Source organism: Enterobacter cloacae complex sp. 677-3DZ2D5B (assembly GCF_004136695.1).
GTDB classification, from domain to species: Bacteria; Pseudomonadota; Gammaproteobacteria; order Enterobacterales; family Enterobacteriaceae; genus Enterobacter; species Enterobacter hormaechei_C.
The window spans coordinates 497756-509762 of sequence record NZ_QFLS01000001.1 but is presented as its reverse complement, the minus strand read 5'-3'; the positions used below and the strand labels follow the sequence as shown (position 1 = coordinate 509762).

Annotated in this window: 10 protein-coding genes, 2 tRNA genes and 1 other RNA gene; 6 read left to right on the top strand and 7 right to left on the bottom strand. The window is 56.1% G+C overall.

What is annotated here, in order from left to right; genetic code table 11:
* Positions 1-84 precede the first annotated feature (84 nt).
* Together DD597_RS02485 and DD597_RS02480 are read left to right on the top strand one after the other, a co-directional pair.
* Positions 85-172: transfer RNA gene (locus DD597_RS02485), tRNA-Ser, on the top strand.
* 42 nt (positions 173-214) lie between these two features.
* Positions 215-352, top strand: a non-coding RNA gene (locus DD597_RS02480) — RtT sRNA.
* A 131-nt stretch (positions 353-483) separates the two neighbouring features.
* On the opposite strand, the gene DD597_RS02475 is transcribed toward DD597_RS02480, so the two are convergent.
* The gene (locus tag DD597_RS02475; protein ID WP_017384759.1) at positions 484-1389 is read right to left on the bottom strand and encodes a LysR family transcriptional regulator; all 906 of its coding nucleotides are present in this window, start codon (positions 1387-1389) and stop codon (positions 484-486) included.
* A gap of 109 nt (positions 1390-1498) precedes the next feature.
* Here DD597_RS02475 and DD597_RS02470 point away from each other — a divergent pair, with 109 nt between their 5' ends.
* From DD597_RS02470 to DD597_RS02460, 3 genes are all read left to right on the top strand, one after another.
* A complete protein-coding gene (locus DD597_RS02470) occupies positions 1499-2359 on the top strand; it encodes a pirin family protein (RefSeq protein ID WP_129255923.1) in 861 nt (286 codons plus the stop codon).
* 20 nt (positions 2360-2379) lie between these two features.
* Positions 2380-3057 carry an isochorismatase family protein gene (locus tag DD597_RS02465; RefSeq protein ID WP_003858068.1) on the top strand — a complete coding sequence of 226 codons (678 nt, stop codon included), beginning with the start codon at positions 2380-2382 and terminating at the stop codon, positions 3055-3057.
* 137 nt (positions 3058-3194) lie between these two features.
* Positions 3195-3282: transfer RNA gene (locus tag DD597_RS02460), tRNA-Ser, on the top strand.
* A gap of 294 nt (positions 3283-3576) precedes the next feature.
* Here the strand turns inward: DD597_RS02460 and phoH are convergent.
* The 4 genes from phoH to efeU form a co-directional block, all read right to left on the bottom strand.
* Entirely contained in the window at positions 3577-4365 is a 789-nt protein-coding gene (gene phoH, locus DD597_RS02455; protein ID WP_003858070.1) for a phosphate starvation-inducible protein PhoH, read from the bottom strand.
* Between the two features lie 500 nt (positions 4366-4865).
* Entirely contained in the window at positions 4866-6149 is a 1284-nt protein-coding gene (gene efeB, locus DD597_RS02450; protein WP_100397177.1) for an iron uptake transporter deferrochelatase/peroxidase subunit, read from the bottom strand.
* A 3-nt stretch (positions 6150-6152) separates the two neighbouring features.
* Positions 6153-7280, bottom strand: coding sequence for an iron uptake system protein EfeO (gene efeO / locus DD597_RS02445; RefSeq protein WP_129255922.1), 1128 nt, complete (start codon positions 7278-7280; stop codon positions 6153-6155).
* 40 nt (positions 7281-7320) lie between these two features.
* Entirely contained in the window at positions 7321-8154 is an 834-nt protein-coding gene (gene efeU, locus DD597_RS02440) for an iron uptake transporter permease EfeU (protein ID WP_003858080.1), read from the bottom strand.
* 251 nt (positions 8155-8405) lie between these two features.
* Between efeU and DD597_RS02430 the strand changes: the two genes are divergently transcribed.
* On the top strand, positions 8406-9590 hold the full coding sequence (locus tag DD597_RS02430) for a NupC/NupG family nucleoside CNT transporter (protein ID WP_023315790.1): 1185 nt from the start codon (positions 8406-8408) through the stop codon (positions 9588-9590).
* A gap of 82 nt (positions 9591-9672) precedes the next feature.
* Here DD597_RS02430 and DD597_RS02425 read toward each other — a convergent pair whose 3' ends face one another.
* Complete coding sequence (locus DD597_RS02425) at positions 9673-10092, bottom strand: DUF3574 domain-containing protein (protein WP_023315789.1); 420 nt, start codon at positions 10090-10092, stop codon at positions 9673-9675.
* A 71-nt stretch (positions 10093-10163) separates the two neighbouring features.
* Positions 10164-11672 (bottom strand): sodium/proline symporter PutP, encoded by a 1509-nt coding sequence (putP, locus tag DD597_RS02420; protein WP_003858085.1) that lies wholly within the window; start codon positions 11670-11672, stop codon positions 10164-10166.
* Between the last annotated feature and the right edge of the window lie 335 nt (positions 11673-12007).

The following is a 12007-nucleotide window of genomic DNA, read 5'->3' as shown; positions in this document are numbered from 1 at the left end:
CTAAATTACTGAAAAAGTGGGTTGACGGCAGTACGGCTTTTCCTTACATTAGCGCCCGTCCCGACAACAACGGGATGACAATATGGTGAGGTGTCCGAGTGGCTGAAGGAGCACGCCTGGAAAGTGTGTATACGGCAACGTATCGGGGGTTCGAATCCCCCCCTCACCGCCATATTCATGATGAGAGCTCGTACGAAAGTACGGGCTTTTTTCTTTTATATTCTCGTAAGGGGGGATGAGAACCCCCGACCGGGGTTCGGCAACTGGCGACAGCCAGTTGGACAGACTGAGAGCGTAGCGAACAGGCTGCCCGAAGGGCGAGCGAAGCGAGTCAATCCCCCCCTCACCGCCATCTTTGAAAAAGAGCTCGCATGAAAATGCGGGCTTTTTTTTCACATGTTGCACGCCTGTGGGGGATTCGAACTTTGCAGCCCCTGCGGTAATTGTGTCGGGTGGCGCTACGCTTACCCGACCTACAAAAAGCTAGTCTTCAACCATCTTTGCATACTCTTCGGTGAGAAAATCCACCAGCGTCCTGACCGATGGCAGCAGGCCGCGCCGGGATGGATACACCGCGTGGATCACTTCCCGTCTGGGTTCCCAGGCATTCAGCACCCGAACAAGTTCACCTGAAGCCAGCTGATCCTTCACCATCAAAATGGGCAGCTGTACCACGCCCACGCCCGCCATCGCCGCCTCCCGCAGCGCCAGCATGTCGGTAGTCACCAGGCGCGGCGTGAAGTGAATTTCTGCCTTTGCGCCCTCCGGCCCGCTCAATTCCCACTTATGCAGGTGCTTGCCCGCCCCCATACTTAACCCCGGCCACTCGCTGAGTTCAGAGGGCATCGCCGGGTTGCCCATCCGTTCAATCAGTGCCGGCCCGGCAACCAGACAGTGTCCCCTGTCCGCCAGCACCCTTAATACCAGATCGCTGTCATCAAACGGGCGCGGACGAACGCGGATCGCCACATCCACCCCCTCCGCCACCAGATCGACCCGGCGGTTGGTGGCTTCGAGCTGAAGGTTGATCCCCGGATAGCGCGCCATAAACCGCGCCAGCATGGGCCCCACGTGAACGTGCAGCAAGGTGACAGGACAGGTGATCCGGACCATACCACGCGGCTCAGCCTGTAAAGCAGCCACCGCCTCCTCCGCAGCTTCAGCCTCCACCAGCATAGCTTTACAGTGCTGATAGAATGTCTGCCCCACCTCCGTCACCGCAAACTGCCGCGTGGTACGTTGTATCAACCGAACACCCAGGCGTTCCTCCAGCTGTGCAATCCGACGACTCAGTTTCGACTTAGGCTGATCGAGCGCCCGACCCGCCGCTGCAAAGCCGCCATGCTCCACCACCTTCACAAACCATACGAAATCATTGAGGTCCTGCATACGCCTCCATTGTTCCATTTAAGGAACAGTGAATGTCATTTTTGCTATCCACCGGGATATTAACCCTGAATATAAGCTAATTCCATCAACAGGACATCAGGAGTTAATCATGAAAAACGTAACAGGCGTGTATACCGCACCTCGTCCGCACTGGGTCGGTGACGGTTTTCCGGTTCGTTCGATGTTTTCTTACCAGACGCATGGCGAGCCCCTGAGCCCGTTCCTGCTGCTGGACTACGCCGGACCGCATACCTTCCCGGCGGATGGCGCGAAACGCGGCGTGGGCGAGCATCCTCATCGCGGTTTTGAAACGGTAACCATCGTCTACTCAGGCGAAGTGGAGCACCGTGATTCAACCGGCAGAGGCGGCGTTATTGGTCCAGGTGACGTGCAGTGGATGACGGCGGGCGCAGGCATTTTGCATGAGGAGTTCCACTCCAGCGCGTTTTCGCAGAAAGGCGGTGAACTGAAAATGATGCAGCTGCGGGTCAACCTGCCCGCCAAAGACAAAATGGCGACGCCTGGCTACCAGAGCATCACTCAGGCGGATATCCCGGTGGTCACCCTGCCGGATAACAGCGGAACATTGCGCGTGATTGCTGGCCGCTTTGGAGAGGTAACCGGCCCGGCGCATACCTTCTCACCGCTGAACGTGTGGGATCTCGCGCTGCATCAGGGTAGCCACCTGACGCTTAATCAGCCCGAAGGCTGGAGCACGGCGCTGGTTGTCGTTGAAGGCAGCGTGACGGTGAACGGCACCACGCCTGCCGGTGAGGCGCAACTGGTCGTGCTGAGCCAGAGCGGTGACAAACTGCATCTCGAAGCCAGCAGCGATGCCAAAGTGCTGCTGATGGCCGGGGAGCCGCTGAATGAACCCATCGTGGGCTATGGCCCGTTTGTGATGAACAGTAAAACCGAAATCGCCGAGGCTATTCGCGATTTTAACTCCGGCCGCTTTGGCCAAATCTAAACGTAATAAAGGAGCGCATTATGTCTACCCCTGCAAACTTCAACGGTGCACGTCCCGTTATTGACGTAAACGATGCCGTTATGCTGCTTATCGATCACCAGAGCGGGCTGTTCCAGACCGTTGGAGACATGCCAATGCCTGAGCTGCGCGCCCGTGCAGCAGCGCTGGCAAAAATCGCCTCGCTGGCGAAGATCCCGGTGATCACCACGGCGTCGGTTCCACAGGGACCGAACGGCCCGCTTATCCCGGAGATCCACGCCAACGCGCCGCACGCACAGTATGTCGCACGCAAGGGTGAGATCAACGCCTGGGATAACCCGGAGTTCGTGGCGGCGGTGAAAGCCACCGGGCGCAAAACGCTGATTATCGCGGGGACGATCACCAGCGTCTGCATGGCCTTCCCGTCCATCAGCGCGGTGGCGGACGGATATAAAGTGTTTGCGGTGATTGATGCCTCCGGCACCTACAGCAAAATGGCGCAGGAGATCACCCTGGCGCGCGTGGTGCAGGCAGGCGTGGTGCCGATGGACACGGCTGCTGTTGCTTCCGAAATTCAGCGCACGTGGAACCGTGAAGATGCGGGTGAATGGGCAGAGGTGTACACACACATCTTCCCTGCCTACCAGCTGCTGATCGAAAGCTACAGCAAAGCGCAGGACGTGGTGAAAAATAGCGAAGTGCTCGATTCGCAGCGTTAACCCTGCGCGCTACGACATAAGCTGATTAAGGCTTAACCGAACAAGCACGAATGCTGAAAATCTGCTTGACCGTTTTAGCGCAACTCCCTATAGTAGCGCCCCGTTGCCCCCCAAGCGGTCAGGCAGCAAAACAATATGGTGAGGTGTCCGAGTGGCTGAAGGAGCACGCCTGGAAAGTGTGTATACGGCAACGTATCGGGGGTTCGAATCCCCCCCTCACCGCCATATTTGAAGAAGAGCTCGCATGAAAATGCGGGCTTTTTTTTCGCATGTTGTACGCCTTTGGGGGGAATGAGAACCCCCGACCGGGGTTCGACAACTGGCGCAGCCAGTTGGACAGACTGAGAACGTAGCGAACAGGCTGCCCGCAGGGCGAGCGCAGCGAGTCAATCCCCCCCGGTGCTATATGCAGCTCGGTGCGGCCTGAGCCCCTCACCCTAACCCTCTCCCCAGGGAAGAGGGGATAAAATGCACAAAAAACAAAGCCCGGTTTCCCGGGCCTTGAACACAACAGCATATTCAATAATACGCTTGTAGCGTGCGCTGGCAGAGCGCCGAGCGGACGCAGTCCTCTTTTGTGAAGCGGACCACCCCTATCATCTCATCTTCCTCAAAACGTGACATGGCATCGCTCAGGCCGGACTTCACGCCCGACGGCAGGTCACACTGGGTAATATCGCCGTTGACGATCACCGTCACGTTCTCCCCGAGGCGCGTTAAAAACATCTTCATTTGCGCAGCGGTCACGTTCTGAGCCTCGTCAAGAATAACGACCGCATTTTCAAATGTACGTCCGCGCATATAGGCGAACGGCGCGATTTCCACCTTGCCAATCTCTGGTCGCAGGCAGTACTGCATAAAGGAAGCGCCCAACCGCTTCACCAGCACGTCATAGACGGGCCTGAAGTACGGGGCAAACTTCTCGGAAATATCGCCGGGCAGGAAGCCCAGATCTTCATCCGCTTGCAGTACCGGACGGGTAACGATGATCCTTTCCACGTCCTTATGAATCAGCGCCTCCGCCGCTTTGGCGGCGCTGATCCAGGTTTTCCCGCATCCGGCTTCCCCGGTTGCAAAGATGAGCTGTTTACTCTCGATAGCATTCAGGTAGTGCGCCTGAGCTTCATTTCGCGCCACAATTGGCGATGCATCGCGGCTGTCCCGCGCCATGCCAATGGATTCTACGCCGCTCATCTGCACAAGCGAGGTGACCGATTCTTCTTCACGCTGTTTATGACTACGTGAATCCCGTCTCAGCACACGTTTTGCTTCGCGACGAGCTTTGATCACTGCTTTCTGTCTTCCCATGGATAGCACCTTGAGTTGTTGGTATTCATCACACGCGCCAGCATCGGCACGATTATGCGCACGAACATCAGAGGGTTGGCTTCCTTGTAAGCCATTGCTTGCATTACCGGATGACGATATACAACGGCTACGCGCACCGTTATGCACGTCGGTAGAAAAAGGTTGTTGAGGTGAAGGAGAGAATTTGGTGGTGAAGAAATCGCTGCCGGAGTCTGAGCCTCCGCGCCGGGTACTGCGGTTGATGTGTTTACCTTGTCCAGTACAGGACGCAACCATTCGCGATCTCCATAGTGAGTTAACATCACTGCCGGGAACTACCGCTGTCTTCTCTTAAGTACATCAGGAATTATCATAAATGCAACATTTATTTTACCTGAATGCAACTTTTCGGACTGCCCCTACATGGAAAATCAGTCTTATATAGAAATATTACAGAAATATAACAATAAGATAGTCTGGGAAAAAAATAATGTCCCCGCGAACTGTCGCGGGGACGATTATCAGGCTTCTATGAGACCCTGAGCGAGCCAGGCGTTCGCGTCACGCGTGCCGGGCAGGGCAAAGAAATAGCCGCCGCCGATGGGCTTAATGTACTCTTCCAGCGCTTCGCCGTTGAGCCGCTTCTGCACGGTGAGGAATCCCTTCTCCAGATCGTGCTGATAGCAGACAAAAAGCAGTCCCATATCAAGCTGCCCGGAGTTGGTCACCCCCAGCGAGTAGCTGTAACCCCTGCGCATCATCAGGCTGGATTGCGTCTCTTTGGTGCGAGGATTGGCGAGGCGAATATGGCTGTCCAGCGCGATGACATCCCCGTTCGGATCGCGGGCGTAGTCGGGTTCATCGTGCTCGAGCTTCATGCCGAGCGGTGCGCCGGTTTGCTTATCGCGGCCGAAGATAGTCTGCTGCTCTTTCAGCGGCGTGCGGTCCCAGAACTCCACGTGAAACTGAATGATACGCACCGCCTGATAGCTGCCGCCCACCGCCCAGGCCGGTTCGCCCTGATCCGCCGTCACCCAGACCACCTTGTTCATCAACGCGGTATTGCTGCTGTCCGGGTTGGCGGTACCGTCTTTGAAGCCCAGCAGGTTGACCGGCGTCTCTTTCCCTTTACTGCGCGCGGCGTGGTCAGAGATAAAACCTTCCCGCTTCCAGCGCACGCTCAGCAGATCCGGGGTGTGCTTGATAATATCGCGCAGGGCGTGGATCACCGTATCCTGGGTATTAGCGCAGATCTGCAACAGCAGATCGCCGTGGCACAGCGCCGCGTCGAGAGAATCATTCGGGAATCGCGTCATTTTTTGCAGCGCTTTCGGCTTCTGCTTCGCCAGACCGTAGCGATCATCAAATAGTGATTCCCCCACCGACACGGTGATGGTCAGATTATCGGGAGCGATAAACGCCCCGAGGATCCCGGAATCCATCGGCGGCAGGCGCGGATTCGGTGTTTCCGGTGCCGGACCGCCGGCGGTGAGGAAGGCAATGCGCGTGGTTAATAGCCTGAACAGACGCTCAAGGTCGGCCTTATCACTCGCCAGCGAATCGAAAGCCACCAGCATCATCGAGGCCTGCTGCGGCGTCAGGATCCCCGCCTGGTGCTCACCATAAAACGGCTGCGTTTCCATACGCGCGTCCGGGGAGAGCGTGCCGGGGGCGCTTTGCGGTTTTGCCGCATGCGCCACCGGACAGCCGCCCGCCAGGGCAAACGCGCCGCCCAGCGCCCCTACCCCTTTTAACAACCGACGTCGGGAAGGTTCCGCCACGTCGTACTCGTCATGCTCGTTCATCGCTTAATCCAGACCCAGTACGCCACGCAGCAGGGAGAGATCTTCCGCCAGCGTCGTAATCGGGCCTTTCAGCGCGTTACGATCAGCATCGGTCAGCTTGTCGTAGGTTTCGAACCCGTCTTTGGTGCGGTATTTCGCCAGGATAGCGTCAACTTTCTTAAAATTGGCATCCACTTTCGCCAGCAGTTCGCCGTTCTCTTTTTGCAACTGTGGCCGCAGCAGATCGACAATTTTCTGTGCGCCGTCGACGTTTGCCTGGAAGTCCCACAGGTCGGTGTGGCTGTAACGATCTTCTTCACCGCTGATTTTGCTGGCGGCTACTTCTTCAATCAGACCCGCTGCGCCACCCACCACTTTCGACGGTGGGAATGCCAGCTCGCTGATGCGTTTTTGCAGCTCCAGCACGTCGCTGTTGAGCTGCTCGGCGTATTTCTCCATCCCCCTGGTGGAGTTATCGCCAAACAGGGCTTTTTCCAGACGGTGGAAGCCGGTGAATTTCGAATCGGCGGCCTTCTGCTCGTAGTCGTCTTCACGGGCGTCAATGCTGCCATCGAGGTCAGAGAACAGCTCGGCAATCGGCTCGATGCGCTCGTAGTGCTGACGTGTAGGCGCATACAGGGATTTCGCTTTTTCGATATCGCCCGCTTTCACCGCGTCGGTAAAGGCTTTGGTGCCTGCCACCAGGTCCGCCGTCTCTTTGGTGACGTAGGCTTTATAGGCGGTAATAGCGTCGCCGAGACTCAGCAGCGCCGTGCCTTTGGCCGCGTCCGCCGTCGCTGCGCCTTTGACGATCAGCTTACCTTTCGGGTTAGTCAGCAGGCCGCAGGTCATGTCATATTCCCCGGGCTGAAGATTTGCGGTCATCTTCTGGCTGAAGCCCGGCGCGATATTCTCGCGCTCTTCCACCACCATCACGCCTTTCAGGATTTCCCACTCCAGCGCCTTCTGGCTGTGGTTCTGAATAATAAACTGGGTTTTACCGCTGTTAACCGTGATGGTCATCGGCTCACACTGTTTATCGTTGACGGTGACTTTGACCTGCGGAATATCTGCTGCCTGAGCGGCGAAGGCAGACACGAACAGCGCGGCGATGCCTGCGCATAACGCACTACGACGGAACTGAATGGCCATGACTCTTCCCTTTAAAAGTATGTTGTAACTAAAACAGCACTTACGGCGCAACGCGCGACGTCTGCGAGCCGGTACGTGGCGGCATAGCGAACAGGATCAGCGCCGGAACCAGATAGATAAAGTACATCGCCACTTCGCTGACGCTCGGCGTTTCCTGGTAGCCGAAGATCCCTTCGAGCAGGGTACCGGTCAGTGAATGGGTCGACAGGACGTTGCTGAGATCGAACGCCACGTCCTGGAAGTGGTTCCACAGGCCCGCTTCGTGGAAGGCGCGGATCGCCCCTGCCGCCAGTCCCGCGGCCACCAGCAGAATAAACAGGCTGGTCCACTTGAAGAACGCGCCCAGGTTAAGACGAATGCCGCCCCAGTAGAGCAGGAAGCCAAGCACAACCGCCGTGGCCAGCCCGAGCATCGCGCCCAGCGGCGGCCAGATGCCCACGTCCTGCTGAAAAGCCGCGAGCAGGAAGAACACGGACTCCAGGCCTTCACGCGCCACGGCGAAAAAGACCATCATGATCAGCGCCCAGCCGTGGTGGTTGCCTTTTTGCAGAGCGTTATCCACCGCCTGCTCAAGCTGTACCTTCACGTTACGGGAAACTTTGCGCATCCAGAACACCATCCAGGTGAGGATCACCACCGCTATTACGGCAACAATGCCTTCAAACAGCTCCTGCTCTTTCTGCGGAAATTCACCGGTGGTTTCGTTGATAAGAATACCCAGCCCCAGGCAGAGCGCCGCGGCAAGGAAAACGCCAACCCACATCACGCCAATCCAGCGTCCGCGCTGGGTACGCTTCAGATAACTGGCGATAAGGCTAACAATCAGGGCCGCTTCAAGGCCTTCACGTAACATAATGAGAAAAGGAACAAACATGCCGACACCTTAAATGTTTATCGCGGTCAACTGATGCAAAGAAAGGTAAATTCTTGTGATAGTGATTATCATTACGGCAACAAGAAAAACAAGCGAAATGTGTTGCGTTTTGATGACCAGATGTAAACGCATTGCGGAGTAATAATTGCCTGAGTAACCGTTGCGTTTATAAGGTATAACGAAAATACCCATTTACGGTTAACCGGGGCTGTGGCTAAATGTCCACCTCGAAAACCAACTGAAAATAAACCATGTTTAAAATTGTCCATTTCCTGCTGGCGCTGGTGATTATTCTTGCGCTTGCCTGGCTGGTGAGTTTCGACCGCCGAAAAGTTCGTATTCGTTTCGTTTTACAGCTGATCGTGATTGAAATTGCGCTGGCGTTCTTTTTCCTGCATGCAGAAAGCGGTCTGTTTATTATTAAATACGTCTCCGGTTTCTTTGAGTCGCTGCTTAAATTCGCTGCCGAAGGGACGAATTTTGTCTTTGGCGGGATGGGTGAAAAAGGGCTGGCGTTTATTTTCCTTGGCGTGCTCTGCCCCATTATTTTTATCTCAGCGTTGATCGGTATTCTTCAGCACTGGCGCATTCTGCCGATCTTTATTCGGGTGATCGGGACGCTGCTGTCAAAACTGAACGGCATGGGCAAGCTGGAATCCTTCAACGCGGTGAGCTCGCTGATCCTCGGTCAGTCGGAAAACTTTATTGCCTACAAGGGCGTACTCGGGGATCTCTCCTCACGTCGTCTGTTTACGATGGCTGCCACGGCTATGTCGACGGTGTCGCTGTCGATTGTCGGGGCCTATATGACCATGCTCGACGCCAAATTTGTCGTCGCGGCGCTGATCCTGAACATGTTCAGCACCTTTATTATTCTTTCGGTCATTAACCCGACCCGCCCGGAAGCGGAGCCGGATATCAAGCTGGAAAAACTGCACGAATCCCAGAGCTTCTTTGAAATGCTGGGCGAGTATATTCTGGCCGGTTTTAAGGTGGCAATGATTATTCTGGCGATGCTGATTGGTTTTATCGCCCTTATTAGCGCCGTTAACGCCCTCTTCTCCAGCATATTTGGCATGAGCTTCCAGCAGATTCTGGGTTATGTGTTTTATCCGCTGGCGTGGCTTATTGGTATTCCGTTGAGCGATGCCTTAAACGCGGGGAGCATTATGGCAACTAAACTGGTGGCGAATGAATTTGTGGCGATGATCGAGCTGCAAAAAATTGCCCATCAAATGTCACCTCGCGGGCTGGGTATTTTGTCCGTGTTCCTGGTGTCGTTCGCTAACTTTGCTTCCATTGGCATTGTGGCGGGGGCAATAAAAGGTCTGAACGAGCAGCAGGGCAACGTGGTGTCGCGGTTTGGTTTGCGTCTGGTGTACGGCGCGACGCTGGTGAGCCTGCTTTCGGCGAGCTTTGCGGGGTTGGTGTTGTAAGTTTTGTGCGGTTAATGCCCGGCGGCGCTTCGCTTGCACGGGCCTACGATACTACAACGGCGGGATTTCCCGCCGTTTTTCATTAAAACTGCACGCACACCGGCTGGTCAACCCGCATCACCGACTCCTGCGCGAAGCGTGACTTATAGATCCCGCGCAACGCTTCAATATTCTTCTCACTCTGCGCATCTTTCCCGTGGATCAGCATCAGCGCCTTGCTCGGCTCGCGCGCCACCTTGCCGTCGTTACCCAGCCACTGACCACGGGCATCAAACACCGTTAAGCCATCGCGAAAACGCGGCGTCACGTCCTGGTCAACAAACTGCTGCCACTCGCTGCCGGTAATCTGCGCCCCTGCCGGGCGATTCAAGCCAAAATAGAGCGTGGTCTGCTGCATCTGGTTATCCGCTTTGCAGGTTTCCACCGGCACGTGCTGCGCGGGTGCGTTACAGCCCGCCAGCATCACGAATGCTGCCACCATTAACCCTGTTTTAATTCTCATTGATGAAGACTCACATAGGTGAAAGGACTATCCCCTCTCCCCACCGGGGAGAGGGTTAGGGTGAGGGGAGATTACTCAGCCTGAAGCTTAGTCGGCGGCGCAGTGTGGTAGTGCGCGTCGGCTTCCGCAAAGCGTTTCTGCATGGAGGCAGACGGTGCTTTACCCAGCAGGCTGAAGACCACGATACCGATGCTGCCGAAGATGAAGCCAGGAATGATTTCGTACAGGCCCAGCCAGGCGAACTGTTTCCAGACGATAACGGTAACCGCACCAATAATCATCCCCGCCAGCGCGCCGTTGCGGGTCATGCGTGACCACATGACGGAGAACAGGACTACCGGCCCAAACGCGGCACCGAAGCCCGCCCACGCGTAGCTCACCAGCCCCAGCACGCGGTTTTCCGGGTTTGCTGCCAGCGCAATCGCCACCAGCGCAACCAGCAGCACCATAAAACGCCCTACCCACACCAGCTCTTTCTGGCTCGCGCCCTTACGCAGGAACGCTTTGTAGAGGTCTTCGGTGATGGCGCTGGAGCACACCAGCAGCTGACAGCTCAGGGTGGACATCACCGCAGCCAGGATCGCGGAGAGCAGAATACCGGCAATCCAAGGGTTAAACAGAATCTGCGCCAGTTCGATGAACACGCGCTCGGCGTTCTGGTTCACCGCGCCCGCCTGCGCCGGGTTGTTGTTAAAGTACGCAATGCCGAAGAAGCCAACCGCGCACGCGCCCGCCAGACACAGAATCATCCACGTCATGCTGATGCGACGCGCGTGAACGATGGTATGGTGAGAATCCGCCGCCATGAAACGCGCCAGAATGTGCGGCTGGCCGAAGTAGCCCAGGCCCCAGCCCATCAGGGAGACGATGGCGACAAAGTTCAGCCCTTTCAGCATATCGACGTTTTCGATGCTCTTCTGCTTGATCACTTCCAGCGATTCGCCAAAGCCGCCGACGGTGAAAATGACAATCACCGGAGTCAGGATCAGGGCGAAGATCATCAGGCTCGCCTGCACGGTGTCGGTCCAGCTTACCGCCAGGAATCCGCCCACGAAGGTATAGAGGATGGTCGCGGCCGCACCGGCCCACAGGGCGGTTTCATAGCTCATGCCGAAAGTACTTTCGAACAGACGCGCGCCCGCCACGATGCCGGAAGCACAGTAGATGGTGAAGAACAGCAGGATCACCACCGCAGAGATAATGCGCAGGATACGGCTGTTATCTTCAAAGCGTCCGGTGAAGTAGTCCGGCAGCGTCAGGGCGTTGTTGTTGGCTTCGGTATGCACACGCAGACGGCCTGCTACCAGCTTCCAGTTGATCCATGCGCCAACGGTCAGGCCGATGGCGATCCAGCTTTCGGAGATACCGGAGATGAAAATCGCGCCCGGCAGCCCCATCAGCAGCCAGCCGCTCATGTCGGAAGCGCCCGCAGAGAGTGCGGTGACCATCGGGCCTAAGCTGCGCCCGCCGAGGATGTAGTCGTCAAAGTTTTTAGTGGAACGCCATGCCAAAAACCCTATCAGGATCATGCCAAAAATATAAACGAGAAATGTCACCAGCATCGGTGTGCTAATAGCCATTCAAATTCTCCAAAATGTCGAGCGACAACCGTCCGGGTTGCCTTGTTATGTCATCACCGGAACGTAGTGATGTGTGTATGTGTTTCCGTTGGGCGCGCTATCCTGCCGTATACGCATCCCACTGACAAACGATTTAACACTGCATTTACATGAATTTCATCACTGGTTTTATACGTCTTTCCTATAGGTTGCACTCGCTCACGCTTTTACGGGTTGCACCTTTAAAAAGTGTTAAGGACCGCATAAAAACTGGGCTCAGAAACGGCCGCACGTTCTTTTTCACAGCTAACTAATCGTTAACAATCCATTCATTTTCCAGCTTGCAGACCAGGTCA

Coding starts and splice junctions, on each gene's coding strand:
- efeO (WP_129255922.1), bottom strand. CDS start 7,280: ATGGCCATTCAGTTCCGTCGTAGTGCGTTATGCGCAGGCATCGCCGCG.
- DD597_RS02470 (WP_129255923.1), top strand. CDS start 1,499: ATGAAAAACGTAACAGGCGTGTATACCGCACCTCGTCCGCACTGGGTC.
- DD597_RS02430 (WP_023315790.1), top strand. CDS start 8,406: ATGTTTAAAATTGTCCATTTCCTGCTGGCGCTGGTGATTATTCTTGCG.
- DD597_RS02475 (WP_017384759.1), bottom strand. CDS start 1,389: ATGCAGGACCTCAATGATTTCGTATGGTTTGTGAAGGTGGTGGAGCAT.
- DD597_RS02425 (WP_023315789.1), bottom strand. CDS start 10,092: ATGAGAATTAAAACAGGGTTAATGGTGGCAGCATTCGTGATGCTGGCG.
- efeU (WP_003858080.1), bottom strand. CDS start 8,154: ATGTTTGTTCCTTTTCTCATTATGTTACGTGAAGGCCTTGAAGCGGCC.
- putP (WP_003858085.1), bottom strand. CDS start 11,672: ATGGCTATTAGCACACCGATGCTGGTGACATTTCTCGTTTATATTTTT.
- DD597_RS02465 (WP_003858068.1), top strand. CDS start 2,380: ATGTCTACCCCTGCAAACTTCAACGGTGCACGTCCCGTTATTGACGTA.
- efeB (WP_100397177.1), bottom strand. CDS start 6,149: ATGAACGAGCATGACGAGTACGACGTGGCGGAACCTTCCCGACGTCGG.
- phoH (WP_003858070.1), bottom strand. CDS start 4,365: ATGGGAAGACAGAAAGCAGTGATCAAAGCTCGTCGCGAAGCAAAACGT.